25 protein-coding genes are annotated in these 24,933 nt (G+C 71.8%); 13 read left to right on the top strand and 12 right to left on the bottom strand.

Annotated features, from left to right (window positions below; genetic code table 11):
* Nucleotides 1–3: 3 nt before the first annotated feature.
* Both V5O46_RS30175 and V5O46_RS30170 read left to right on the top strand, forming a co-directional pair.
* Nucleotides 4–1,449 (top strand): aldehyde dehydrogenase family protein, encoded by a 1,446-nt coding sequence (locus V5O46_RS30175; RefSeq protein WP_332887910.1) that lies wholly within the window; start codon nucleotides 4–6, stop codon nucleotides 1,447–1,449.
* The gene (locus tag V5O46_RS30170; protein ID WP_332887909.1) at nucleotides 1,442–2,332 is read left to right on the top strand and encodes an aldehyde dehydrogenase family protein; all 891 of its coding nucleotides are present in this window, start codon (nucleotides 1,442–1,444) and stop codon (nucleotides 2,330–2,332) included. The genes V5O46_RS30175 and V5O46_RS30170 overlap by 8 nt, the downstream gene beginning before the upstream one ends.
* 75 nt (nucleotides 2,333–2,407) lie before the next feature.
* On the opposite strand, the gene V5O46_RS30165 is transcribed toward V5O46_RS30170, so the two are convergent.
* The gene (locus V5O46_RS30165) at nucleotides 2,408–2,815 is read right to left on the bottom strand and encodes a hypothetical protein (RefSeq protein ID WP_332887908.1); all 408 of its coding nucleotides are present in this window, start codon (nucleotides 2,813–2,815) and stop codon (nucleotides 2,408–2,410) included.
* 102 nt (nucleotides 2,816–2,917) lie between these two features.
* Here V5O46_RS30165 and V5O46_RS30160 point away from each other — a divergent pair, with 102 nt between their 5' ends.
* A complete protein-coding gene (locus V5O46_RS30160) occupies nucleotides 2,918–3,622 on the top strand; it encodes a uridine kinase family protein (RefSeq protein WP_332887907.1) in 705 nt (234 codons plus the stop codon).
* Nucleotides 3,623–3,853: 231 nt separating this feature from the next.
* Here V5O46_RS30160 and V5O46_RS30155 read toward each other — a convergent pair whose 3' ends face one another.
* Nucleotides 3,854–4,606 (bottom strand): SigE family RNA polymerase sigma factor, encoded by a 753-nt coding sequence (locus V5O46_RS30155; protein WP_332887906.1) that lies wholly within the window; start codon nucleotides 4,604–4,606, stop codon nucleotides 3,854–3,856.
* Nucleotides 4,607–4,814: 208 nt separating this feature from the next.
* Between V5O46_RS30155 and afsQ1 the strand changes: the two genes are divergently transcribed.
* The 5 genes from afsQ1 (at nucleotide 4,815) to V5O46_RS30130 (ending at nucleotide 8,755) form a co-directional block, all read left to right on the top strand.
* The gene (gene afsQ1, locus V5O46_RS30150) at nucleotides 4,815–5,492 is read left to right on the top strand and encodes a two-component system response regulator AfsQ1 (RefSeq protein WP_033272295.1); all 678 of its coding nucleotides are present in this window, start codon (nucleotides 4,815–4,817) and stop codon (nucleotides 5,490–5,492) included.
* Nucleotides 5,489–7,150 (top strand): HAMP domain-containing sensor histidine kinase, encoded by a 1,662-nt coding sequence (locus V5O46_RS30145; protein WP_332887905.1) that lies wholly within the window; start codon nucleotides 5,489–5,491, stop codon nucleotides 7,148–7,150. The genes afsQ1 and V5O46_RS30145 overlap by 4 nt, the downstream gene beginning before the upstream one ends.
* Complete coding sequence (locus V5O46_RS30140) at nucleotides 7,150–7,749, top strand: hypothetical protein (RefSeq protein WP_332887904.1); 600 nt, start codon at nucleotides 7,150–7,152, stop codon at nucleotides 7,747–7,749. The genes V5O46_RS30145 and V5O46_RS30140 overlap by 1 nt, the downstream gene beginning before the upstream one ends.
* Nucleotides 7,750–7,874: 125 nt before the next feature.
* Nucleotides 7,875–8,450 carry a VanZ family protein gene (locus V5O46_RS30135; protein ID WP_332887903.1) on the top strand — a complete coding sequence of 192 codons (576 nt, stop codon included), beginning with the start codon at nucleotides 7,875–7,877 and terminating at the stop codon, nucleotides 8,448–8,450.
* Nucleotides 8,451–8,551: 101 nt separating this feature from the next.
* On the top strand, nucleotides 8,552–8,755 hold the full coding sequence (locus V5O46_RS30130; RefSeq protein ID WP_332887902.1) for a PspC domain-containing protein: 204 nt from the start codon (nucleotides 8,552–8,554) through the stop codon (nucleotides 8,753–8,755).
* An 88-nt stretch (nucleotides 8,756–8,843) separates the two neighbouring features.
* On the opposite strand, the gene V5O46_RS30125 is transcribed toward V5O46_RS30130, so the two are convergent.
* Together V5O46_RS30125 and V5O46_RS30120 are read right to left on the bottom strand one after the other, a co-directional pair.
* Entirely contained in the window at nucleotides 8,844–9,209 is a 366-nt protein-coding gene (locus tag V5O46_RS30125) for an ATP-binding protein (protein WP_332887901.1), read from the bottom strand.
* A gap of 139 nt (nucleotides 9,210–9,348) precedes the next feature.
* Nucleotides 9,349–10,506 carry an adenosine deaminase gene (locus tag V5O46_RS30120; RefSeq protein WP_332887900.1) on the bottom strand — a complete coding sequence of 386 codons (1,158 nt, stop codon included), beginning with the start codon at nucleotides 10,504–10,506 and terminating at the stop codon, nucleotides 9,349–9,351.
* Between the two features lie 162 nt (nucleotides 10,507–10,668).
* Here V5O46_RS30120 and V5O46_RS30115 point away from each other — a divergent pair, with 162 nt between their 5' ends.
* The 3 genes from V5O46_RS30115 (at nucleotide 10,669) to V5O46_RS30105 (ending at nucleotide 13,933) form a co-directional block, all read left to right on the top strand.
* Nucleotides 10,669–11,430 (top strand): alpha/beta hydrolase, encoded by a 762-nt coding sequence (locus tag V5O46_RS30115; protein ID WP_332887899.1) that lies wholly within the window; start codon nucleotides 10,669–10,671, stop codon nucleotides 11,428–11,430.
* A 197-nt stretch (nucleotides 11,431–11,627) separates the two neighbouring features.
* Nucleotides 11,628–12,533: a bestrophin-like domain gene (locus tag V5O46_RS30110; protein ID WP_332887898.1), complete on the top strand. Its 906-nt coding sequence runs from the start codon at nucleotides 11,628–11,630 to the stop codon at nucleotides 12,531–12,533.
* Nucleotides 12,530–13,933 carry an ABC transporter substrate-binding protein gene (locus V5O46_RS30105; RefSeq protein WP_332887897.1) on the top strand — a complete coding sequence of 468 codons (1,404 nt, stop codon included), beginning with the start codon at nucleotides 12,530–12,532 and terminating at the stop codon, nucleotides 13,931–13,933. Before V5O46_RS30110 ends, V5O46_RS30105 begins: the two co-directional genes overlap by 4 nt.
* Nucleotides 13,934–13,987: 54 nt before the next feature.
* On the opposite strand, the gene V5O46_RS30100 is transcribed toward V5O46_RS30105, so the two are convergent.
* Complete coding sequence (locus V5O46_RS30100; RefSeq protein WP_332887896.1) at nucleotides 13,988–14,941, bottom strand: LysR family transcriptional regulator; 954 nt, start codon at nucleotides 14,939–14,941, stop codon at nucleotides 13,988–13,990.
* A gap of 63 nt (nucleotides 14,942–15,004) precedes the next feature.
* Here V5O46_RS30100 and V5O46_RS30095 point away from each other — a divergent pair, with 63 nt between their 5' ends.
* Entirely contained in the window at nucleotides 15,005–16,315 is a 1,311-nt protein-coding gene (locus tag V5O46_RS30095; RefSeq protein WP_332887895.1) for an MFS transporter, read from the top strand.
* A 131-nt stretch (nucleotides 16,316–16,446) separates the two neighbouring features.
* Entirely contained in the window at nucleotides 16,447–17,460 is a 1,014-nt protein-coding gene (locus V5O46_RS30090; RefSeq protein ID WP_332887894.1) for a sigma-70 family RNA polymerase sigma factor, read from the top strand.
* Here the strand turns inward: V5O46_RS30090 and V5O46_RS30085 are convergent.
* The 7 genes from V5O46_RS30085 to V5O46_RS30055 form a co-directional block, all read right to left on the bottom strand.
* The gene (locus tag V5O46_RS30085) at nucleotides 17,344–17,730 is read right to left on the bottom strand and encodes an STAS domain-containing protein (RefSeq protein WP_332887893.1); all 387 of its coding nucleotides are present in this window, start codon (nucleotides 17,728–17,730) and stop codon (nucleotides 17,344–17,346) included. The two genes, V5O46_RS30090 and V5O46_RS30085, sit on opposite strands and share 117 nt — an antisense overlap.
* A gap of 58 nt (nucleotides 17,731–17,788) precedes the next feature.
* A complete protein-coding gene (locus tag V5O46_RS30080; RefSeq protein WP_332887917.1) occupies nucleotides 17,789–19,066 on the bottom strand; it encodes a thymidine phosphorylase in 1,278 nt (425 codons plus the stop codon).
* A gap of 76 nt (nucleotides 19,067–19,142) precedes the next feature.
* Nucleotides 19,143–19,535 (bottom strand): cytidine deaminase, encoded by a 393-nt coding sequence (locus V5O46_RS30075; protein WP_332887892.1) that lies wholly within the window; start codon nucleotides 19,533–19,535, stop codon nucleotides 19,143–19,145.
* Nucleotides 19,532–20,797, bottom strand: coding sequence for an ABC transporter permease (locus tag V5O46_RS30070; protein WP_332887891.1), 1,266 nt, complete (start codon nucleotides 20,795–20,797; stop codon nucleotides 19,532–19,534). The genes V5O46_RS30075 and V5O46_RS30070 overlap by 4 nt, the downstream gene beginning before the upstream one ends.
* Nucleotides 20,797–21,912, bottom strand: coding sequence for an ABC transporter permease (locus tag V5O46_RS30065; protein WP_332887890.1), 1,116 nt, complete (start codon nucleotides 21,910–21,912; stop codon nucleotides 20,797–20,799). The genes V5O46_RS30070 and V5O46_RS30065 overlap by 1 nt, the downstream gene beginning before the upstream one ends.
* The gene (locus V5O46_RS30060) at nucleotides 21,912–23,561 is read right to left on the bottom strand and encodes an ABC transporter ATP-binding protein (RefSeq protein WP_332887916.1); all 1,650 of its coding nucleotides are present in this window, start codon (nucleotides 23,559–23,561) and stop codon (nucleotides 21,912–21,914) included. Before V5O46_RS30060 ends, V5O46_RS30065 begins: the two co-directional genes overlap by 1 nt.
* Nucleotides 23,562–23,720: 159 nt before the next feature.
* Nucleotides 23,721–24,767, bottom strand: coding sequence for a BMP family lipoprotein (locus V5O46_RS30055; protein WP_332887889.1), 1,047 nt, complete (start codon nucleotides 24,765–24,767; stop codon nucleotides 23,721–23,723).
* Nucleotides 24,768–24,933 lie beyond the last annotated feature (166 nt).

Here is a 24,933-nt window from a genome sequence, read left to right as displayed (position 1 = left end):
AGCATGGAAAAGCAGTCAAGCGCGTTCGTATACGCACCGGCTCCCGAGTCCCGCTCGGTCGTGGACATCGCCCCCTCCTACGGGCTGTTCATCGACGGCGAGTTCACCGAGGCGGCCGGCGGCAAGGTGTTCAAGACGGTCAGCCCGTCGACCGAGGAGGTGCTCTCCGAGGTCGCCGAGGGCACCGAGGAGGACGTGGACCGGGCGGTCAGGGCCGCCCGCAAGGCGTTCGAGAAGTGGTCGGCGCTGCCCGGCGGCGAGCGGGCGAAGTACCTCTTCCGCATCGCCCGGATCATCCAGGAGCGCAGCCGCGAGCTGGCCGTCCTGGAGACCCTGGACAACGGCAAGCCGATCCGGGAGACACGGGACGCGGACCTGCCTCTGGTCGCCGCGCACTTCTTCTACTACGCGGGCTGGGCCGACAAGCTGGAGCACGCGGGGTTCGGACCGGCCCCGAGGCCGCTGGGTGTGGCGGGCCAGGTCATCCCGTGGAACTTCCCGCTGCTGATGCTGGCCTGGAAGATCGCCCCGGCCCTGGCGACGGGCAACACGGTGGTGCTGAAGCCCGCCGAGACCACCCCGCTCTCGGCGCTGTTCTTCGCGGACATCTGCCGCCAGGCGGGCCTGCCCAAGGGTGTCGTCAACATCGTCACCGGCGACGGCCGCACCGGCGCCGCCCTGGTCGCCCACCCGGACGTCAACAAGGTGGCGTTCACCGGCTCCACGGGGGTCGGCAAGGAGATCGCCCGCACGGTCGCCGGCACCCGCAAGAAGCTCACCCTCGAACTGGGCGGCAAGGGCGCCAACATCGTCTTCGACGACGCCCCGATCGACCAGGCCGTCGAGGGCATCGTCAGCGGCATCTTCTTCAACCAGGGCCAGGTCTGCTGCGCGGGCAGCCGGCTGCTGGTCCAGGAGTCGGTCCAGGACGAGCTGCTGGACTCCCTCAAGCGCCGGCTGTCGACGCTGCGCCTGGGCGACCCGCTGGACAAGAACACCGACATCGGCGCGATCAACTCCGCCGAGCAGCTGGCCCGGATCAGCGCGCTCGCCGACCAGGGCGAGGCGGAGGGCGCCGAGCGCTGGTCCCCGGCCTGTGAGCTGCCGGAGAGCGGCTACTGGTTCGCCCCGACGCTGTTCACCAACGTCACCCAGGCGCACACCATCGCGCGCGACGAGATCTTCGGCCCGGTGCTGTCGGTGCTGACCTTCCGGACCCCCGACGAGGCCGTCGCCAAGGCCAACAACACCCCTTACGGGCTGTCGGCGGGCATCTGGACGGAGAAGGGCTCGCGCATCCTGGCGGTGGCGAACAAGCTGCGCGCGGGCGTCGTCTGGTCCAACACGTTCAACAAGTTCGACCCGACCTCGCCGTTCGGCGGCTACAAGGAGTCGGGCTTCGGCCGCGAGGGCGGCCGGCACGGCCTGGAGGCGTACCTCGATGTCTGATGCGCGACTGAATGTCCTGAAGACCTACAAGCTGTACGTCGGCGGGAAGTTCCCGCGTTCCGAGAGCGGCCGGGTGTACGAGGTGACGGACTCCAAGGGCAACTGGCTGGCCAACGCACCTCTCGCCTCCCGCAAGGACGCCCGGGACGCGGTGGTCGCCGCGCGCAAGGCGTTCGCTGCCTGGTCCGGCGCGACCGCGTACAACCGCGGCCAGATCCTGTACCGCGTCGCCGAGATGCTGGAGGGCCGCCGGGACCAGTACGTCCGGGAGGTGGCCGAGGCCGAGGGCCTGTCGAAGTCCAAGGCCGCCGCGCAGGTGGACGCGGCGATCGACCGCTGGGTCTGGTACGCGGGCTGGACGGACAAGATCGCCCAGGTGACGGGCGGCGGCAACCCGGTCGCGGGCCCGTTCTTCAATCTCTCCTCCCCCGAGCCGACCGGTGTGGTCGCGGTCCTGGCCCCGCAGGAGTCGTCCTTCCTGGGCCTGGTGTCGGTCCTCGCCCCGGTGATCGCCACCGGCAACACGGCGGTCGTCGTGGCGAGCGAGACGTCCCCGCTCCCCGCGCTCTCCCTGGGCGAGGTGCTGGCCACCTCCGACCTCCCCGGCGGCGTGGTCAACGTGCTGTCCGGCCGTACGGCGGAGATCGCGGCCCCGCTCGCGGCGCACCAGGACGTCAACGCGATCGACCTGGCGGGCGCCGGTGAGGAGCTCGCCAAGGAGCTGGAGATCGCCGCGGCCGACAACCTCAAGCGCGTTCTGCGTCCACAGCCTGTGGACGACTGGGCGGCGGCACCGGGTACCGACCGCATGACGGCGTTCCTGGAGACCAAGACGGTCTGGCACCCGACGGGCTCCCTGGGCGCCTCCGGCTCGTCCTACTGAGCGGCGGTCACGAGCAGAGAGCCGCGTCTCCCCTCCGTCCGGGGGAGGCGCGGCTCTCGTGTGCCGTGGGGCGGGTCAGGTGCCCAGCAGGCCGGTCACCTGGCCCAGCACCGGGATGCTGCCCACCGACGGCGCCTGGGCCACCGGACCGGTGACGGCCTGCGAGGTCAGCGGCTTGAAGTCGGCCAGCTGGGTGCCGACGCCGTTGTCGAGGGGGTCGACGCCGGTGCCTGCCAGCGGGTTGGGCTTGAGGCCCGCGACCGGACCGGCGACATGGCCGAGGGTGCCGGTCGTCGCGTCCAGGCCGGCCTGCGGGTCGATCTCGCCCAGTGAGGTGGGGCGGGTGTGTGCCAGGCCGGCGAGGGTCTCACCGCTGTCCGCGGAGGCCGTCGCCGCGCCTGCGCCCAGGGCCACCCCGGCGGTCGCGAGGGCGATCAGGGCGCGCTGGGCGGTGGGGGTGTGGGGAAACGCGTGTCGGGCCATCGCTGCTGTCACCTCTTGCTGCGGAGTACCGCCGGAGTGCCGTGAGGCCCCCACGGGAGTACTGCGGAGTGTAATCAGTTCGACGCGAAGCGTAGTTGACGTGTGATGCGCGCTTCAAAGCCGACCCGCGATGTCGTACGGCGGGCGGATGATGCCTCACACTGGTGTCCCGTGAGCTCCCACCCGCCCATACCTACGCGAGTCGTGCTGCTCTGCGGCCCCTCCGGCTCCGGCAAGTCCCTTCTCGCGGCCCGCTCCGGCCTGCCGGTGCTACGGCTCGACGACTTCTACAAGGAGGGCGACGATCCGTCGCTGCCGCTGGTCGCCGGGAGCTCCGACATCGACTGGGACCACCCCGGCTCCTGGGACGCCGACGCCGCGCTCGCCTCGATCGCCGAGCTGTGCCGCACCGGCCGCACCCGGGTGCCCGTCTACGACCTCGCCCGCAGCGCGCGTACCGGCGAGGAGGCCGTCGACATCGGGCGGACCCCGCTGTTCGTCGCAGAGGGAATCTTCGCCGCCGAGATCGTCACCCGCTGCCGCGAGGCGGGCGTGCTGGCCGACGCGCTGTGCCTGAGCCGCGGACCGCTGACGACCTTCCGACGCCGCTTCCTGCGGGACCTGAAGGAGGGCCGCAAGTCGGTGCCGTTCCTGCTGCGCCGCGGCTGGCGGCTGATGCGGCAGGAGCGGACGATCGTCGCCCGGCAGGCCGCCCTGGGCGCGCACGCCTGCGACCGCGACGAGGCGATGGGCCGGCTGGCGGCTGCCGCCGCGGGCCGGTGCGCGACGGCACGTACGGCGGCCTGACGGGCGCACCCGGAACGGAAGCCTGATGGGTGGAACCGGAACGGAAGATCGGGGCTGGACGGCCCCCCCGGCCCTCCAGCCCCGATCCCCTGGTGCTCCCCCGTGTCCCCCGTGTCCCCCGTCGGTCCCCCGTCCCCCCCGGGTTCCCCGTGGTGCTTCCCCGTGAGTAAGAGCCCGGGGCTCCCCTCCTGATACACCCGGGCCCGTATTTTTTTCCGAACCCTTCGCCCGTCAGGCGACGAGTTCGCCGAAGGCGTCGTCCCGGTCGCGGCCGAAGCTGAGGACCTCGTCCTCGCGCAGCCGGCGCAGCGACCGCCAGATGCTGGACTTCACCGTGCCGACGCTGATGTCGAGGATGTCCGCGATCTCCGGGTCGGTACGGCCCTCGTAGTAGCGCAGCACCAGCATGGTGCGCTGGAGTTCGGGCAGGCGTGCGAGCGCCTGCCACAGGACCGCGCGCAGCTCGGTGCCGCGCATCGCGTCCGTGTCGCCCGCCGTCTCCGGCAGCTCCTCGGTCGGGTACTCGTTCAGCTTGCGCCGGCGCCATGCACTGATGTGCAGGTTGGTCATGGTGCGGCGGAGGTATCCGCCGACGGCCGCCTTGTCACTGATCCGGTCCCACGCCCGGTAGGTCGAGAACAGCGCGCTCTGCAGCAGGTCCTCGGCCTCGTAGCGGTCGCCGGTGAGGTGGTAGGCGGTGGCGTACAGGGAGGCGCGGCGCTCCTGGACGTAGGCGGTGAACTCCTCCTCCGACAGCGAGCGCCGCTCCCCCGGTTCCTCCCCGTACGCGGTTCCCCCGTGCGTGTCCCCCCGGTCCCCCGTGTGCGCGTCAACCACCGTCATGTACGCGGTGTGCTGACGCCCGGCGCCGCGAGCGCACCCCCGCCCGCTCACGGCACCGGACTTCTCGGAACCACGGTGCGTGTGCACGTCGTGCAGACGCGTGACCACTGCGCTGGTGCTGGTGCTGTGCAGCGTGTTCATCTCGCGCCCCCCGTCGTGGACTTCCGTGGTGTCGGTGTCGAAAATCCTGCCCGGGCCACTTCATCGCCGTGTCCGTCGACTGTCACAGGCCTGTCACAGGGGTCCGTCACGGTGGCGGCACAGGTCCTTCACAGGGTCTGGGCAGGGGCGGGCCGCCATCCGCACCCACGGGTCGAACAGCACCCCCTCCATGGGCCAGAATGTGCGCGTGCCTTCCCTGTTGCTGATCGAGGACGACGACGCCATCCGGACGGCCCTGGAGCTCTCTCTGACGCGCCAGGGCCACCGGGTGGCGACCGCTGCCAGCGGTGAGGACGGTCTGAAGCTGCTGCGCGAGCAGCGGCCGGACCTGATCGTGCTGGACGTGATGCTGCCCGGCATCGACGGGTTCGAGGTGTGCCGGCGCATCCGGCGCACCGACCAGCTGCCGATCATCCTGCTGACCGCGCGCAGCGACGACATCGACGTCGTCGTCGGGCTGGAGTCCGGTGCGGACGACTACGTGGTCAAACCCGTCCAGGGCCGGGTGCTGGACGCCCGGATCCGGGCGGTGCTCCGCCGCGGCGAGCGGGAGTCCAGCGACTCGGCGACCTTCGGCAGCCTCGTCATCGACAGGTCCGCGATGACCGTCACCAAGAACGGCGAGGACCTGCAGCTCACGCCGACCGAGCTGCGGCTGCTGCTGGAGCTGAGCCGGCGGCCGGGCCAGGCGCTGTCCCGGCAGCAGCTGCTGCGGCTGGTGTGGGAGCACGACTACCTGGGCGACTCGCGGCTGGTGGACGCCTGTGTGCAGCGGCTGCGCGCCAAGGTCGAGGACGTGCCGTCGTCCCCGACGCTGATCCGTACCGTGCGGGGTGTGGGCTACCGGCTGGATCCGCCTCAGTGACACAGGAACACCCGGGGGGTCCGCGCGGCTGGGCCGCGGCACGCAAGGGAGTCTGGTCGCGGCTGCGCCTCACCAGCCTGCGGCTCAGGCTGGTCGTCGTCTTCGGGCTGGTGGCGCTCACCGCCGCCGTGTCCGCGTCCGGCATCGCCTACTGGCTGAACCGCGAGGCGGTGCTCAGCCGTGCCCAGGACGCGGTGCTGCGCGGCTTCGAGCAGGAGATGCAGAACCGGGCCGCCTCGCTGCCCGAGCATCCCACCCAGGACGAGCTGCAGCACACCGCCGGGCAGATGGCCAACAGCAGCCAGCGCTTCGGCGTGCTGCTGGTCGCCGAGAACGCCGAGGGCCGGACCGTGTACGGCAGCTCCGGCGGGCTCGGCGGGTTCGCGCTGGCCGACGTGCCCGAGTCGCTGCGCACCGCGGTGAACCGGGAGCAGGAGGTCACCGGCGCCAACTCCGCCCCGTACCACCTGTACTGGCAGCGGATCGTGGAGGACGACACTCCGTATCTGGTGGCCGGGACCCAGGTGATCGGCGGTGGGCCCACCGGCTACATGTTCAAGTCGCTCCAGCCGGAGGCCAAGGACCTCAACTCGCTGGCCTGGTCACTGGGGATCGCCACCGGGCTGGCGCTGATCGGCTCCGCGCTGCTGGCGCAGGCCGCCGCCTCGACCGTGCTCAAGCCCGTGCAGCGGCTCGGGACCGCGGCGCGGCGGCTCGGCGAGGGCAGACTGGACACCCGGCTGAGAGTCTCCGGCACCGACGAACTGGCGGATCTGTCCCGGACGTTCAACAGTGCCGCCGAGGCCCTGGAGAAACGGGTCGCGGACATGGCCGGCCGGGAGCAGGCCTCGCGGCGGTTCGTCGCGGACATGAGCCACGAGCTGCGCACCCCGCTGACCGCCATCACCGCCGTGACGGAGGTGCTGGAGGAGGAGCTGGACTCCGAGAGCGGCGGCATCGACCCGATGATCGAACCGGCCGTGCGGCTGGTGGTGAGCGAGACCCGGCGGCTGAACGACCTGGTCGAGAATCTGATGGAGGTCACCCGCTTCGACGCGGGCACCGCCCGGCTCGTCCTGGACGACGTCGATGTCGCCGACCAGATCACCGCCTGCATCGACGCCCGCGCCTGGCTGGACGCCGTCGAGCTGGACGCCGAGCGCGGCATCCACGCCCGCCTCGACCCACGGCGGCTCGACGTCGTCCTGGCCAACCTGATCGGCAACGCGCTCAAGCACGGCGGGTCGCCGGTGCGGGTCGCGGTGCGGGAGGAGGAGGACGCGGTCGTCATCCGGGTACGGGACCACGGGCCCGGGATCCCCGAGGACGTCCTGCCGCACGTCTTCGACCGGTTCTACAAGGCCAGCGCCTCCCGGCCGCGCTCCGAGGGCAGCGGGCTCGGCCTGTCCATCGCCCTGGAGAACGCCCACATCCACGGCGGCGAGATCACCGCCGCGAACTCCTCGGAGGGCGGCGCGGTCTTCACACTGCGGCTGCCCCGCGACGCCGCCACGCCGGCCGAGGCGGACTCCGGGAACACCGAGAACGCCGGGAACGCCGGGAACACCGAGAACACCGAGAACGCCGGTGACACTGCGGACGCCCGGCGCACGGGGGGCGACGAGAGCAACGGCACGGACGCGAAGGGACACTCCTGATGACCGTACGCCGCCTGCCGGCGCTTGGGGTGCTCGCGCTGCTGCTCGCCGGGTGCGGCATCCGGGCCACGGAGGTGCCCACGGACTTCGGCCCGGCGCCCTCCCGGGTGCGGTGCTCGCTCGCCGAGCCGGACACCGAGCGGCGGACCACCCCCGGAATGCCGGTGCAGGTGTTCCTGCTGTGCGGGTCCTCGCTGGTGGCCGTGGACCGCACGGTACGGGTGCCGGACGGCGCGGCGGACTCCGAGCGGCGGGTGCTGGTGGCGCAGGGGCTGCTGGACGAGCTGGCGGCACCGCCGTCGGCCGCGGAGAAGGAGGCCGGCTACACCAGCGACGTCCGCGGTACGTCGGTGGGCGGGCCGCGCCGCGACGACCCCGAGGACACGCTGCGGCTCGGCACCGCGCCGGACGATCTCACCTCGTACGCCCTCGCCCAGATCGTCTGCACCTTCTCCGACTCGGCCGCGGCCGAGGGCGACGGTTCGGTGATCCTGGGCGGGCCCGGTGAGCAGGGGCCGCGCCGTTACACGTGTACGGACGAGGTGCGGGCCCGGCCGGGCAGCAACGAACCGCCGTCGAGCGAGGTCGCGGCGGGCTGACCGGCGCCGGGGCCGGCTTCCGCGGGGTGCGGGGCTCCTCCGCGGGCCCGGTGTGGCGCACGCCTCAGCCGGGTATCGGGGGACGGGCCGGAACCGACCGTGCCGGGCTCCGCGTCTAGGGGGGCGTGCAGCGTCAAGGCTCCATCGGCGGCGGCAGCGCCGCGATCCGCTTCCGGGTGACAGGGGGCGTCCTCCTGGTCGCTCATCTCGCCGGCGTCGCCTGGCTGACGCTGCGACCCCTGGACGTGCCCTGGGTGATGCCCGCCAATCTGCGGCCGCTCGACGGCATCCGGGCCGATCTGGCACTGGGCTGGCCGGAGGCGGGCCGCCGCCTGGGCGCGGCGCTGGCGCTGCTGGCACCGCTGGGCGTGCTGCTGCCGGTCGTGAACGGCCGGCTCGCCGTCTCCCCGCTGGCGTCCCTGCTGCGCACCACCGCCGCAGGGGCGCTGCTGTCGCTGGGCATCGAACTGCTGCAGACCGGGGTGCCCGGGCGGGTCGTGAACGTCGACTCGCTGCTGCTGAACACCGCGGGCGTGGCACTGGCCCATCTGGCCGTGGTGCCGGTGCTGCGCTCCCGGCTGCGCCGGCGAGCGGCCGGGGGGCGGCGCGGGAAGCGGCCGGGGGCGCGGGGCGACGTCCCCCGGGAGGAGGCCTCTCAGGGTCGGACCCCGACGATTCCCAGGGTCGGGATCGCACCGTAGAGCGACGCTTGCCCGCTTTCGTCTCCGTACCGTGGACAGCAGATGAGGCGACCGGCCAAGACGCCGGGAAGCCTTCGACCGACGCTCACGAAGGAGCCGCCATGTCCCGCCTTGCCCGCCCGACCCACGGCCGCATGATCGGCGGAGTGTGTGCCGCGCTGGCGCGGCGCTTCGGCACCTCCGCGACGACGATGCGGGTGATCTTCGTACTGTCGTGTCTGCTGCCGGGCCCGCAGTTCCTGCTGTACCTGGCGCTGTGGATCCTGCTGCCCTCGGAGGAGAAGGCGGCCAGGACGGCCTGGTAGCGCCGCGGCCCCTCTCCTTCCGGTACGCCGACGGGGCGCGCCCGGCAGTGCCGGGTGCGCCCCGTCGGCGCTTGGGGGCCGGGCCGGCTCAGCCGAGCGGGATGCCGTTCACCGGCAGGCCGCTGGTCGGCAGCCCCTGCAGCGGCAGCCCGCCGAGGAGCCCCGCGACCGGCTCGGTGGGGCCGTTGGAGAGCTGCTCGGCGACCAGCTGCTCGGCGACCGGCTGCGCGGCGGCCAGGCCCTTGCCGGCGATGTTCTGCCCCTCCTCCAGCACACGGCCGGCGCCCGGTACGGCCTGGGAGACGTTCTCGGCGGGGAGCGTCTGGGCGACGCCGCCCAGGGTCTGGGCGGCGTCCGGGACGGCCGGGGCCGCGTTGGCCGCACCCGCACCGGCGGCAGCGAAGGCGGCGCCGAGGGCGGCGACACCGAGGGACTTGGCAGCAGACTGCTTCATGAAATGCGTCCTCGAAATGGAAAGTCGGGGATGTGAGCGGTCCTCGACCGTAAACATCCGCGGACGCCCGCCGCAAACATCGAAATGCGGACGGATCGTGAAAGCCTCTCCGCATTTACGTGTACGGGATACACCGAAGTCAGCCTGCTTCGTCCACAGATCCCCTGGTGGAAGCCGTCTGCTGGAACAGCCATTCGGATTTCAGCTCGGCATAACCGGGCTTGATCACGTCATTGATCATGGCCAGTCGTTCATCGAAAGGAATGAATGCTGATTTCATCGCATTGACGGAGAACCACTGCATGTCGTCGAGCGTGTAGCCGAATGCGTCGACCAGGTGCTCGAACTCCTGGCTCATGCTGGTGTGGGACATCAGCCGGTTGTCCGTGTTCACCGTGGCCCGGAAGTGCAGCCGCCGCAGCAGCCCGATCGGGTGCTCGGCGTACGAGTCCGCCGCCCCGGTCTGCAGATTGGAGCTCGGGCACAGCTCCAGCGGGATCCGCTTGTCCCGGACGTAGGAGGCGAGCCGGCCGAGGTGGACGCTGCCGTCGTCCTTGACCTCGATGTCGTCGATGATGCGCACCCCGTGCCCGAGCCGGTCCGCGCCGCACCACTGCAGCGCCTGCCAGATGGACGGCAGCCCGAAGGCCTCGCCGGCATGGATGGTGAAGTGGTTGTTCTCCCGCTTCAGGTACTCGAAGGCGTCGAGATGCCGGGTGGGCGGGTAGCCCGCCTCCGCCCCGGCGATGTCGAAGCCGACGACGCCCAGGTCTCGGTAGCGGTTGGCGAGTTCGGCGATCTCCAGGGCACGGGCCGCGTGCCGCATCGCGGTGAGCAGCGCGCCGACCCGGATACGGTGGCCGTTCGCCCTGGCCCGCCGCTCGCCCTCCCGGAAGCCCTCGTTGACGGCCTCGACGACCTCCTCGAGGGTCAGCCCGCCCTCCAGATGCTGCTCGGGGGCGTACCGCACCTCGGCGTAGACGACCCCGTCCTCGGCGAGGTCCTCGGCGCACTCGGCGGCGACCCGCACGAGCGCCTCGCGGGTCTGCAGCACGCCGACGGTGTGCGAGAACGTCTCCAGATACCGCTCCAGCGAACCGGAGTCCGCCGCCTCGCGGAACCAGGCGGCGAGTTTGCCGGGGTCGGTCTCGGGCAGCCCGGAGTAGCCCTGCTCCCGGGCGAGTTCGACGACGGTGCCGGGACGCAGCCCGCCGTCGAGGTGATCGTGCAGCAGAACCTTGGGCGCCCTGCGGATCTGGTCCGGCGCGGGGCTCTTCGCGGTGCTCTGGCTCGTCATTTCCGCACTGTAACTCCTACGCGCGTAGAAGGCTCGGTGGTCGGCGAAGTCGCGGAAACAGCAGAGCGCCCCGCCGCACGTCCGGGTATACGTATCCGTCGATATGTAACGGTGACTGCGCGGACGGGTGGCGTACACCGGCGCTTCTGACACTGTTGCGCCATGGCACAGGAAGCGACGCCGGCCCCGCGGGCCCGGCTGGGGCGGGGGCTCGGCGCGGAGCCGGGATCGGTGAGCGGGGTGGTCCTGCTGCTTCCCGCCGGTGAGCAGGTCTCCAGCCGCAGACCCGCGCCCCTGCTGGCGGCCGCGTCCGTCCGTACGCTGGGGCGGCGGCTGGTGCGGGCGGGGCGGGACGAGGGCCTGGCCGCGCACGTGGTGCACTACCGCTACCGCGGCTGGAACGGCAGCGCAGCCCATCTCGCCCGGGACGCCGCGTGGGCGGCCGACGAGGCGGTGCGGCGCTACGGGGACGTCCCGGTCTGTCTGCTGGGCGTCGACATGGGCGGCCGGGCCGCGCTCCACGCCGGCGGGCACCAGGCCGTCAACTCGGTGGTGGCGGTGGCCCCCTGGCTGCCGGAGGACGACATGGCCGCGGCCCCCGAACCGGTGAAACAGCTGTGCGGCCGCCGGGTGCTGATCGTGCACGGCACCAACGACGAACGCAGCGACCCGGAGCTGTCCTTCCGGCTGGCGGCGCGGGCGAAGAAGGCCAACCGGGACGTGTGCCGGTTCGAGGTGCACTCCGACGGGCACGGACTGCACCACTACCGCGACGAGGTGGCGGCGCTGACCGAGGACTTCGTGCTCGGGGCGCTGTTCGGGCGGGCGTTCTCCCGCCCGGTCGCGGACGCGCTGGCGGCCCCGCCCCCGCTGGGTCTGCGGATGCCGCTGGCGGCGGGGTTCGGCAGGTCGCTGCGGCGGTGACGGCCGCTCCCGGCCGGCGGACGTTCTTCGTACCGGGGCGCGCCGGGGGGCGTACGCACGCGTGAGGTGTGTGCGCAGGTGATCGCGACTGCTTCCGGGCGTCCTCCCGCGCTCTTGTGACGACGACGGCGGTGCGGGGAGCATCGTGCCGTGCTGCGAAGGCGGCAGCGCAGCTGCGCAGGGGGCGGGGTCGGCGGATGCCTGGTTGGTTCTCCCATGTGCCGTTCTGGGCACAGGGTGTCCTCCTGGTCGGGGGCTTCCTCCTGTTCGGTCTGGCCGGCCTGCTCCTCCGGGCCCGGGTCCGGCGCTGGTTCGGCGAGGACGCCGAGCACAACGAACGCGTCAGGTTCCTGGTCGAGGTCGTGGGGGCCTTCTACGCCCTGCTGGTCGGACTGGTGGCCGTGGGGGCGTACGAACACCACGTGGAGGTCAAGCGGCTCGTCAACAAGGAGGCCTCGCAGCTCACCACCGTCTACCGGGCGGGTCAGGCGTTCCCCAACAGCCGCAGATGCCGGCTCCAGTCGCAGATCCGCAACTACGCCGAGAACGTCATCCACGAGGTCTGGCCGAAGCAGCGGCGGGGCGAGATCGCCGATGACCAGGGGCGGCTGGACGCCGTGTTCGAGTCGCTGATGTTCTACGAGCCGCAGAACGAGCAGGAGTCCAACGCCCAGTCCGTCACCCTCGAAGCGTTCAACGAGTACAACGACCTGCGCCGCGAGCGGCAGGGTGAGGTGGGGATCGGGCTGCTGCCCGTGCTGTACCTCGTCCTCTTCGGCGGCGCGTTCGTGACCATCGCGGCCACCTGGGCGCTGGTCGGCGTCAGACTGATCGACCACGTGGCGCTGACGGGGCTGCTGTCGCTGTTCATCGGCCTGTTCATCACTCTGATCATCGGACTGGACCACCCACTCCAGGACAGCAACGCGATCGGTCTGACGCACTGGAGGGTCGCGCTGACCCAGGGCATGGGCGTTCCCCCCGACGGAGAGCAGCAGATCACCACGTACTTCGGGGTGTCGAGCGCGGACCGGGTGCCGGGCTGTCTGCTGGACGTGGCCGACTACGTGTCGTTCGCGGGCTCGGAGCAGCTCCCGCGGTGAGCGGGCGGCCCGGGCGGCGCAGCCGTCTCCGTGCGACGGGCGCGCTGCTCGCCGTGCTCGCCGTGCTCGCGCTCGCCCCCGCCGCCTGTTCCGGGAGCGAGGGGCCCACCACGATCACCGTGGCGTCCGTCGACTTCACCCGGGACATGGAGAGGCTCGTCGACGACTTCGAGCGCACCCACCCGGGCATCCGGGTGGAGTTCGACTTCCTCCCCGAGCGGGTGCTGCGCAGCCGCCTGTCCAAGGACATCGCCAACGAGCACGGCCGCTACGACGTCGTGTCCATCGGCCCGTGGGAGGCACCGATCTGGGCCTCGCGGGGATGGCTCGTCCGGCTCGACGCCCCGGCGCGCCGCGGCGGCTACGACGTGGCGGACCTCGTTCCCGTGGTGCGCACGGCGCTGTCGTACCGCAACGGGCTGTACGCGGTGCCGTACTACGGGGAATCGTCCTTTCTGATGTACCGCAAGGACCTGCTGGCCGAGGCCGGGCTGACCATGCCGGAGCGCCCGACCTGGCCGCAGGTCGCCGAGCTGGCGGCCGAGCTGCACGACCCCGAGCGCGGGATCGCGGGGATCTGCCTGCGCGGAGGGCCCGTCTGGCTGGACCTGGCGCCGCTGAACACCGTGATCCTCACCTTCGGGGGCCGCTGGTTCGACGAGGGGTGGAATCCCCGGCTGACCTCCCCGGAGACCCGGCGGGCGGTCCGGTTCTACGTGGACCTGGTCCGCAGTTACGGCGAGCCCCGCGCGTCCGAGGCCGGACCCGCCCGCTGCCAGGAGACGATGCGGCAGGGCAAGGCGGCGATGCTGTACGACGCCACCTCCTTCGCGGGCCGTCTCGAGGATGCCAGGAGCAGCAAGGTCGCCGGCCGGCTCGGCTACGCACCGGCGCCGGTGCTGCACACGGAGAGTTCGGGATGGCTGTGGACCTGGGCCCTCGCGGTCCCCGTCACGTCCAGGAGCCCGGAGGCCGCGTGGGAGTTCGTCTCCTGGGCCACGTCGAAGCGGTACGTGAGACTCTACGGCGAACGGCTCGGCTGGGTCGGGGTACCGCCCGGCAGCCGGCTGTCCACGTACCGGATCCCGCACTACCGGCGGGCCGCCGGAGCGTTCCTCCGGCCGACGCTGGACGCCCTCGACGCCGTGGACCTCACCCGGCCGGGACTGCACGAACAGCCGTGGACGGGGACGCCGTACGTCGGCATCCCGGAGTACGCGGGCCTCGGCGGCCGGGTGGCGAAGGAGATCTCGGCGGCGATCGCCGGGCGGCAGTCCGTCGACGAGGCGCTGGAGAGGGCCCAGCTCTTCGCGACCGACGTGGTCGAGGGCGGCGGATACCGGGAGCGGGCCGAGCGCGACCGGCAGCGGGCCGGGGGGCCTGCGGGGCCCGGCGGCTGATGGGTCGTCATACGGCTCACGCCGGGAGCAGGGGCTCACGTGGGGAGCAGGGGCTCACGTGGGGAGCAGGGCGCCGCGCCTGGACAGCAGGAACTTCTTGAACGCCGCGACCGGTGGTGTGTCCGGGTGGCCCGCCAGCCAGGCCACGCCGATCTCGCGGACCGCGCGCGGTGCGGTGACGGTCAGTTCGGTCACCCCCGGTCGGGGCACGGTGGGCGGTGGCAGCAGGGCGACGCCCAGGCCCGCGGCGACCAGGCCGCGCAGCGTCTCCGCCTCCTCCCCCTCGAAGGCGACCCGGGGACGGAAACCGGCCTCGTTGCACAGGTCGTCGGTGATACGGCGCAGCCCGTAGCCGGGCTCCAGGGTCACGAAGGTCTCGTCGGCCGCCTCGGCGAGGCGGATGCGCCGGCGGCCGGCCAGCCGGTGGTCGGCGGGGACGACCAGGCGCAGCTTCTGCTCGTCCAGGCGGCGGGCGACCAGGTCGGGGGCGTCGGGGACCGGCGAGGTGAGGCACAGGTCCAGGTCGCCGGCGCGGAGCCGTTCCAGCATGGCCTCGCCGTAGTTCTGGACGAGGCTGAAGCGGACGCGGGGGTGGTCGGCGCGGAAGGCGTGCAGCAGGCCGGGGACGGTCTCGGCGCCCATGGTGTGCAGGAAGCCGAAGGCGACCTTGCCGGTGGCGGCGTCGGCGTCGGCGCGGACCTCGTCGGCGGCGCGTTCGATCTCGCCGAGGGCGCGGTCCACGGAGGTGAGGAAGGTACGGCCGGCCGGGGTGAGGGAGAGGGTGCGGCCGTGCCGGGCGAACAGCTCGACGCCGAGGTCCTCCTCCAGCCGGGACATGGAGCGGGAGAGGGTCGACTGGGGGACGCCCATCTCCGCCGCGGCGCGGGTGACATGCTCGGTGCGGGCGACGCCGGCGAAGTGAACGAGGCGTGGCGCGAGCAGCGCGACGATGTCTTCTGTGTCACCGGTGTGTGACAGCCGGGACTGTGGCCTGTGCTGATGCGGCATGGGAACGATTATGGCCGATTCATGCATTGGACGGATGAGTTCGTTCCTCCGTAGCGTCGAAGCATGACTCCCGCCGATACCGGGGCGTCCACCGTCGTGGGCGCCGCCTCCGGTTCTTCCCGTCCCTCCGCTTCCCCCGTCCCCTCCGCTCCCCCGGTCGGCGGCTCCTGCGACACCCGGATGACCCCGGGCGGCCCCGGCTACCGCCGGATGAGTCTCGCCCTCTTCCTCGCGGGTGTCGCGACGTTCGCCCTGCTGTACTCCACCCAGGCCCTGCTGCCGCTGATCTCCGGCGACATGGGCGTCACCGCGGGCGACGCGAGCTGGACGGTGGCCGCCGCGACCGGCGGTCTGGCGCTGTTCGTCCTGCCGATGAGCGCGCTGTCGGAGCGCTTCGGACGGCGTACGGTCATGACGGTCTCGCTGGCGGTGGCGGTGACCGTCGGTCTGCTGGTCCCGTTCGCCCCGTCGCTGCCGGTGCTGGTGGCGCTGCGGGCGGTGCAGGGCGCGGCGCTGGCCGGGCTGCCGGCGTCGGCGACGGCGTACCTCGCCGAGGAGGTCACCCCTCGGGCGCTGGTGACGGCCATCGGGCTGTTCGTGGCGGGCAACAGCGTCGGCGGGATGAGCGGCCGGGTGATCACCGGCTGGGTCGCGCAGGAGTGGGGCTGGCGGATCGCCGTCGGGGTGATCGGCCTGGTCGCGGTGGGGTGCGCGGTGGCGTTCCGGCTGCTGCTGCCGAGGCCGCGGCACTTCACGCGGGGTTCGCTGCGTCCGCGGGTGCTGGCCCGCACGGTCCGCGGTCATCTCGCCGACCCGCTGCTGCGCCGGCTGTACGCGATCGGCGCGCTGTTCATGACGGTGTTCGGCGGTGTGTACACGGTGATCGGCTACCGGCTGACCGAGGCGCCGTTCTCCCTGCCGCAGGGCATCGTCGGCTCGATCTTCCTGGTGTACCTCGTGGGTACGGTGTCGGCGTCGGCGGCGGGCCGGCTGGTGGGCCGCCTCGGCCGGCGCGGGGCGCTGTATCTGGCGGGGGGTACGACGGCGGCGGGGCTGCTGCTGTCGCTGGCGCCGTCGCTGCCGCTGGTGCTGCTGGGGCTGGTGCTGATCACGGCGGGGTTCTTCGCGGGGCACGCGGTGGCGTCGTCGGCGGTGAGCAAGGCGGCGGCGCACGGGCGTGCGCAGGCCTCGGCGCTGTACCAGTCGGCGTACTACGTCGGCTCCAGTGCGGGCAGCACGGTGGGCGCGACGGCCTTCCACGCCGGTGGCTGGGCCGGGACGGTCGGCGTCGGGGTGCTGGCGGTGCTGGGCGTGGTGACGATCACGGTGCTCGGGTCGCGGGCGGCCCGCCGGCAGGTCGTCGCGGTGGCCTGACGGCGCTCGCCACCCTGCTCCGACCTGCGGTTCTGTCGGCTGCACAAGCCATTGTCAGTGGGCTGCGGTAGCTTCCGAAGTGCGAGGCGCACCGAGGCGCGCGACGGGACGGCCACAGGGGTGGGTGGACGATGACCAACGGCACGGCGACGACGGAGCTGGACTCCGCGCTGGAGAAGCACCGCACGGAGCTGACGGGGTACTGCTACCGGATGCTGGGCTCCTCCTTCGAGGCCGAGGACGCGGTGCAGGACACCTTCGTCCGCGCCTGGCGGAGCTACGAGAAGTTCGAGGGCCGCTCCAGCCTGCGCTCCTGGCTCTACCGCATCGCGACCAACGTCTGCCTGGACATGCTGACCGCGGGCAACAAGCGGGCGCGCCCCATGGATCTGTCGGAGGCGACCCCGCTCGCACAGGCCGCCCTGGCGCCGCGCCCGGACAACACCTGGCTGGAGCCGGTGCCGGACGCCCGGGTGCTGCCGACGACGGACGACCCGGCGGAGGCCGCGGTGGCCAAGGAGTCGGTGCGGCTGGCGTTCATGGCGGCCCTGCAGCAACTGCCGCCCAAGCAGCGGGCGGTGCTGATCCTGCGCGAGGTGCTGGCGTGGCGGGCGAGCGAGGTCGCCGAGCTGCTGGGCACCTCGGTCGCGTCGGTCAACAGCGCGCTGCAGCGGGCCCGGGCCACACTGGCGGACCGGGCCGGCGACCGGGCGGCCGGGGCGGTGTCGGACCCGCTGGACGAGGAGCAGCAGAAGCTCCTGGACCGCTATGTGGCGGCCTTCGAGGGGTACGACATGACCGCGCTGACGGCGCTGCTGCACGAGGACGCGGTGATGACGATGCCGCCGTTCGACCTGTGGCTGGCCGGCCCGGCGGACATCACCGGCTTCATGACCACGCTGGGCGCCTCGTGCGCGAACTCCCGGCTGTTGCCGGTGCGGGCCAACGGTCTGCCGGCGTTCGCGCACTACAAGCCGGACCCGGACGCGGGCGGGTTCACTCCGTGGGCGATCCAGGTGCTGGAGGTCTCAGAGGGCCGGATCACCGGTTTCCACTGCTTCCTCGACACCAAGCGGTGGTTCCCGCTGTTCGGGCTGCCGCTCCAGCTCGAAGCGCAGGCCGACCAGGTCGAGGAGGGCGTGTAGCGCGGGGTCGGGGTCGCGCAGCCGTATCCGGCCGCTGGCCCGCCGGGCGGCGAGCTCCAGCCGCGCCAGCAGATCGACGACGGCCAGACCGGGCGGCCCCAGCCCGCCGACATCGCAGACGACGGCTTCGGCCCCGGTGGTCTCCAGCAGCGCGCGCACCTCGTCGCCGAGCCGGGGCAGCTCCTCCTGGGAGACGGGCCCCGGCAGCACGAGTACGGCGGGTGTCACGGCATCCACATCGGGTAGACCGGGCGCCGCCGCGCAACTCATCGGTGCGTGCTGCTCCCGCCGTGTCCGGCGGGAGCAGCACGCCGAGAGAAACGCCTGGTCAGGCGATGCGCTCCAGGACGACCGGCGAGGCGGTGAAGTCCGTACCGGCCGGGGCGATGCCATAGGAGCCCGCCACGGCCGCCAGGGCGTACTCGAACCGCTCGGGGGTGTCGGTGTGCAGGGTCAGCAGGGGCTGGCCCTCGGTCACCGTGTCACCGGGCTTGGCGTGGAGTTCGACGCCCGCGGCGGCCTGCACCGGGTCCTCCTTGCGGGCCCGGCCCGCGCCCAGCCGCCAGGCGGCGACGCCGATGTCGTAGGCGTCCAGCCGGGTCAGCACGCCGGAGGCGTCCGCCTTCACCACGTGCTGCTCACGCGAGGTGGGCAGCTCGGCGTCCGGGTCGCCGCCCTGAGCGGCGATCATGCGGCGCCAGACGTCCATGGCGGAGCCGTCGGCGAGGGCCTTGGCCGGGTCGGCGTCCCTGATGCCCGCCGCGTCGAGCATCTCGCGGGCCAGGGCGACGGTGAGTTCCACGACGTCGGCCGGACCGCCGCCCGCCAGGACCTCCACCGACTCGCGGACCTCCAGGGCGTTGCCCGCGGTCAGTCCGAGCGGGGTGGACATGTCGGTGAGCAGCGCGACGGTCCGCACGCCGTGGTCGGTGCCGAGGCCGACCATGGTCGACGCCAGCTCGCGGGCGTCGTCGAGGGTCTTCATGAAGGCGCCGCTGCCGACCTTCACGTCCAGCACCAGCGAGCCGGTGCCCTCGGCGATCTTCTTGGACATGATGGAGGAGGCGATCAGCGGGATCGCCTCGACGGTGCCGGTGACGTCGCGCAGGGCGTAGAGCTTCTTGTCGGCGGGGGCCAAGCCGTCACCGGCGGCGCAGATCACCGCGCCGACGCCGTCGAGCACGTCCAGCATCTCCTCGTTGGAGAGCAGGGCCCGCCAGCCCGGGATCGACTCCAGCTTGTCCAGGGTGCCGCCGGTGTGGCCGAGGCCCCGGCCGGAGAGCTGCGGGACGGCCGCTCCGCAGGCCGCGACGAGCGGCGCGAGCGGCAGGGTGATCTTGTCGCCTACGCCGCCGGTGGAGTGCTTGTCGGCGGTGGGGCGGGACAGCGAGGAGAAGTCCATCCGCTCGCCGGAGGCGATCATGGCGGCGGTCCAGCGGGCAATCTCGGCCCGGTTCATGCCGTTGAGCAGGATCGCCATGGCGAGCGACGCCATCTGCTCGTCGGCGACCTCGCCGCGGGTGTACGCGTCGATGATCCAGTCGATCTGCTCGTCGCCGAGCTCGCCGCGGTCCCGCTTGGTGCGGATGACGGAGATGGCGTCCATGGCCATGGCCGGGCGTTCCTTCCGGGAGGTGCTTGGTGACTCGGGCGGTTACTCGGTTGCTCGGTAGGCCCGGGAGTCACTTGGTGAGGTGGTCGGGGCCGAAGGCCTGCGGGAGCATCTCGGACAGCGGCAGGATCCCCGCCGGGGTGTCCAGCAGCAGCTGCGGCCCGCCGAACTCGGACAGCAGCTGGCGGCACCGGCCGCACGGGACCAGCACCTCGCCGCTGCCGTCGACGCAGACGAAGTGGGTCAGCCGGCCGCCGCCGGTCAGCTGCAGCTGGGAGACGAGGCCGCACTCGGCGCACAGGCTGATGCCGTAGCTGGCGTTCTCCACGTTGCAGCCGGTGACCGTGCGGCCGTCGTCGACCAGGGCTGCCGCGCCGACGGCGTAGCCGGAGTAGGGGGCGTACGCCCGGGACATGGCGTCCCGGGCCGCCGCGCGCAGAGCCCCCCAGTCGGCGTCGGTCACTTGCCCTCGCCCTTCTTGTACGCCATGCCGTTCGCCCGGGGCATCCGCAGCCGCTGCGCGGACAGGGCGAGGACGACGAGGGTGATGACGTACGGGGTGGCGGAGACGACCTGGTTGGGCACCTCGTTGGTGGTGGCGTACCAGGCGTAGACCAGGCCGCCGATGGCCAGGGTGATCCCGGCCTTGACGTAGGCCTTGCGGATGACCAGCCAGATGGCGCCGGCCAGCAGCAGCAGCGCGCCGAGCAGCAGCAGGGCGTGCACGTTGGCGGAGCCGCCGCGCAGGTTGAGGCTGTCGGTGTAGCCGAACAGTCCGGCGCCGAGGGCGAGGCCGCCCGGCATCCAGTTACCGAAGATCATCGCGGCGAGGCCGATGAAGCCGCGACCGCTGACCTGGCCCTCCAGATAGAAGGGGTTGGCCACGATGGAGAGGAAGGCGCCGCCGAGGCCGGCCAGACCACCGGAGATGATCACGGCGATGTACTTGTACTTGTAGACGTTGACGCCGAGCGACTCGGCCGCGATCGGGTTCTCGCCGCAGGAGCGCAGCCGCAGTCCGAAGGGCGAGCGCCACAGCACCCACCAGGTGGCGGGGATCAGGGCGATGGCGATCAGGGTGAGCCAGGAGACGTCGGTGACCAGGCCGCCGAGCAGGCCGGCGATGTCCGAGACGAAGAACCAGCCCTTGTTGTTGAGGGTGATCAGGGCATCGGACAGGCCGGGCACGGTGAAGTGGCCGAGCGACTCCACCGGCGGGGACTGCTTGGCGGTGCCGCCCTGGTGGCCCTCGAAGGCCAGCGGGGCGAGATAGCGGGTGGCGCCGAGGGCGAGGATGTTGATGGCCACACCGGAGACGATGTGGTTGACCCGGAAGGTGACGGTGACGATCGCGTGCACCAGGCCGCCGAGCGCGCCGCCGATGATGCCGACGACGATGCCGGTCCACGGGCCCCACTGGAAGCCCGCCCAGGCGCCGAACCAGGTGCCGAGGATCATCATGCCCTCGAGGCCGATGTTGATCACGCCGGACCGCTCGGCCCACAGACCGCCGAGACCGGCCAGGCCGATGGGCACCGCGAGCTGCAGGGCGGTGGACATCTGGCTGACGTTGGTGATGCCGTCGGCACCGGTGATGATGCGGACCAGCGAGGTCAGCGCCAGACCGCCGGCGATGATCAGCATCAGGACCGGCAGGGAGAGGCGGCGGCCGGCCGGCGCTCCGTGCTCCAGCGTGGGCTGGTTGACGTCGGTTGCGGTGGTCATCAGCCAGCCACCTCCTTCGTGGTGTTGTGGCCGAGGACGTGACCGGCGGCCAGTTCCGCACCGACCCGGCGCTGCTGGCGGCGCAGGCCCCATTCACGGACGGCCTCGTAGGAGACGACGACCGAGAGCACGATCAGGCCCTGCATGATGACGGCGATCTCCTTGTCGTAGCCGTGGAAGTCCAGCTCGGGCGAGGCCTTGTCGAGCCAGGCCCACAGCAGGGCCGCGAAGGCGATGCCGACCGGGCTGTTGCGGCCGAGCAGGGCGATGCCGATGCCGAGGAAGCCGATGCCGGTGGGGAAGTTGAGGTTGTAGGTGTGGGTGTCGCCCATCAGGATCGGCAGGCCCGCGAGTCCGGCGACGGCGCCGGACAGCAGCATGGCGGTGAGCACCATCCGCTTGGGGTCGACACCGCTGGCCGCGGCGGCGGTCTCGGAGGCGCCGGAGGCGCGCAGGTCGAAGCCGAAGCGGGTGCGGTTGAGGGCGATCCAGTAGCCGATGCCGAGCAGCACGGCGAGGACGATCAGGCCGTAGATCTCGCCGGAGGCGCCCAGGTCGATGCCGGGGATCCAGCCGGACTCGTGCATCACACCGGTGGTGTTGTTGTTACCGACCTTGACGCCGAAGACATCCGGTCGCCACATGTAGACGATGAGGGAGGTGGCGATGGCGTTGAGCATGATCGTCGCGACCACCTCGCTGACGCCCCGGGTCACCTTCAGGACACCGGCGATGCCGGACCAGAAGGCGCCGGTGAAGACGGCGGTCAGCAGCAGCAGCGGGACCTGGATCGCCGCCGGCAGGTTCATGTGGGCGCCGACGATCGCGGTCATCATGGCGCCGAGCTGGTACTGGCCGTCGACGCCGATGTTGAACAGGTTCATCCGGAAGCCGATGGCCACCGCCAGGGCGGCGATGTAGTACAGCGTCGCCTGGTTGAGGATCCGGACCTGGACGTCGGAGAACCCGACCTGCTCGAACATGATCGCGAACGGCTCGACGGGGTTCTTGCCGGAGGCGATCAGCACGATCGCGCTCAGGACGAAGGCCACGGCGAGCGCGATGACCGGTCCGGCCAGCGCGAGGAGCACCCGCTCCTTGTCGAACTTCTTCATCAGCGGGCCTCGTCTTCGCCGGGCTCGGAGGACTCGGGGGAGTCGGAAGACTGGGAGTCGGGAGACTCGGGGGTGTCTTCGGGGGTCTGTTCGTGCTCGAGGTGCCCGGAGGCGGCGCCGGTCATCGCCGAGCCCAGCTCCTCGGGGGTGATGGTGGCCGGGTCGGCGTCCGCGACCAGCCGGCCGTCGTAGATCACCCGGAGGGTGTCGGACAGGCCGATCAGCTCGTCCAGGTCGGCGGAGATCAGCAGGACGGCCAGGCCCTCGCGGCGGGCCTCGCGGATGTGGTCCCAGATCGCCGTCTGCGCACCCACGTCGACACCGCGGGTGGGGTGGGCGGCGATCAGGAAGCGCGGGGTGTGGCTCATCTCCCGGCCGACGATCAGCTTCTGCTGGTTGCCGCCGGACAGCGAGGCGGCGGTGACGTCGATGCCGGGGGTGCGGACGTCGTACTTCTCGACGATCCGGCGGGTGTCCTCCTGGGCGGCCTTCGGGTCCAGCCAGACGCCCTTGGCCAGCGGCTTCTCGGTGACATGGCCGAGGATGCGGTTCTCCCAGAGGGGCGCCTCCAGCAGCAGGCCGTGGCGGTGGCGGTCCTCGGGGATGTAGCCGATGCCCTCCTCGCGGCGCCTGCGGGTGGGCCAGCCGGTGATCTCCTCGTCCGCGAGCCGGATGGTGCCGGAGTCGGCGTGCCGCAGGCCGATCAGCGCGTCGACCAGCTCGGTCTGCCCGTTGCCCTCCACACCGGCGATGCCGAGAACCTCACCCGCGTGGATGGTGAAGGTGATGTCGTCGAGCAGCGCCTTGCCGCCGGCGGCCGCGAGCCGCAGCTTCTCGACGGAGATCACCGGGCGGTCGGTGACGGTGGACTCGGCGGTCTCCGGGGTGGGCAGCTCGCTGCCCACCATCAGCTCGGCGAGCTGGCGCGGCGTGGTCTCGGCGGGCACGGCGGTGCCGACCGTCGTACCGCGGCGGATGACGGTGATCTCGTCGGCGACGGAGAGCACCTCGCCCAGCTTGTGGGAGATGAAGATGACCGACAGGCCCTCCGACTTCAGCTCGCGGAGGTTGTCGAAGAGGGCGTCCACCTCCTGCGGGACCAGGACGGCGGTCGGCTCGTCCAGGATCAGGGTGCGGGCGCCGCGGTAGAGGACCTTGAGGATCTCCACGCGCTGGCGGGCGGCGACGCCCAGTTCCTCGACCATGACGTCGGGGCGGACGCCGAGGCCGTAGCGGTCGGAGATCTCCTTGATCTTGCGGCGGGCCCTGCCGCCGATGCCGTACAGCTTCTCGCTGCCGAGGACCACGTTCTCCAGGACCGTGAGGTTGTCGGCGAGCATGAAGTGCTGGTGCACCATGCCGATGCCGCGGACGATGGCGTCCGCGGGGCTGTGCAGGGTGACCTGCTCGCCGTCGATGGTGATGGTTCCCTCGTCCGGCTTCTGCATGCCGTAGAGGATCTTCATCAGCGTCGACTTGCCGGCGCCGTTCTCGCCGACGAGGGCGTGGACGGTGCCCTTGTGGACGGTGAGGTGGATGTCGTGGTTGGCCACGACACCGGGGAATCGCTTGGTGATCCCGGCGAGTTCGACGGCGGTCGGCTGACCGCCCGCCGCCGCATCGGCGGGAGGGCTGCTGGACGCGTTGATGGCGCACTCTCCTGGGGAAGGGGGTCGTCTACGCGCGTAGCGCCCCTACGGCATCGAATCGGGCGGCACCCGTACGGCGGGGTACGGGGAGGAGATCTCCCCGTACCCCGCCGGCCCGGTGCGACCCGGAGGTTGCACGCTGGTCGAGGTGCTGCTGGATCAGCTGCTCTTGACCTTGATCTCGCCGCTGGTGATCTTCTCCTTGGCCGCGGTGATGGCTTCCTGGAGCTCGGCATTGTCCGCGAACTTCGGGTTGGAGTTCGACAGGCTCACCTCGCCGGTCTTCAGATCGCCCCGAACGATACCGGTCTCGGGCTTGCCGTCCTCGACCGACTTCGCCAGGTTGTAGACCGCCTTGGCGACATCCTTCATCGCGGAGGTGAGGATCGAGTCCTTGTACTTCGCGAGGGCTTCCTGCTGGTACTGGTCGGAGTCGACGCCGATCGCCCACACCTCGTTGGCGGCGGCGGCCTCGATCACGCCCTGACCGGACAGACCGGCCGCCGCGTACACGACATCGGCCTTCCGCTCGATCTGGCCCTCGGCGGCGGTCTTGCCCATGTGGGGGCTGGAGAAGCCGCCCTCGTCCGCGGTCTGCGTCAGGAACTGCGAGATCACCTTCACGCTGGGGTCGGTGTCCTTGACGCCCTGCTCGAAGCCGGCCCGGAACTTGTGGATCAGCGGGATGTTCACACCGCCCACGAAGCCGACCGTCTTGGTCTCGGTGCTCTTGGCGGCGGCGACACCGGCGAGGTAGGAGGCCTCCTCCTCGCTGAAGACCAGGTCGGCCACGTTGTCGGCCTCGATCGTGGCGTCGTCCACGATGCCGAAGGTGGTGTCCGGGAACTTCTCGGCGGCGCCCTTGACGGCGGAGGCGTAGGCGTAGCCGACCCCGACGACCGGGTTGTAGCCCTGCTTGGCCAGGGACTCCAGGCGCTGCTGCTTGTCGGCGTCGGTCTCGCCCTCGGTGGGCTCGATGTCCGCCGTCTCGTACTTGAACTCCTTCTTCGCCTGCTCCAGGCCCGCGTACGCGGCGTCGTTGAAGGACTGGTCGCCCTTGCCGCCGACGTCGTAGGCGATGGCCAGGCCCTTGTCGCCCTTCGAGTCCGACGAACCCTCGGTCGAGGTGCCGCCGCAGGCGGAGAGGGCGAGAGCGAGGGAGGCGGTCGCCGCGCCTGCGACCGTGATGCGGGAAATCCGGCGCATGTGTGGTGCTCCTGTCGTACAAAGCGCCGGACGGTTCAGCTTCGGCGCTGGCTTCGCCGCAGATTAACGCGCGTAGACCCGGCTGAAAACCCCTTCTGTCCTTCTTGTTATCCGGCCGTGGCCAAGGCCACGGTGAAGCGGGGGGGGGGCCCCGGTGCGGCCCCCC

This window comes from Streptomyces poriticola, assembly GCF_036689765.1.
Taxonomy (GTDB): Bacteria; Actinomycetota; Actinomycetes; order Streptomycetales; family Streptomycetaceae; genus Streptomyces; species Streptomyces poriticola.
The sequence above is the reverse complement of the archived record's forward strand: the minus strand, read 5'-3'. Positions and strand labels throughout refer to the sequence as shown.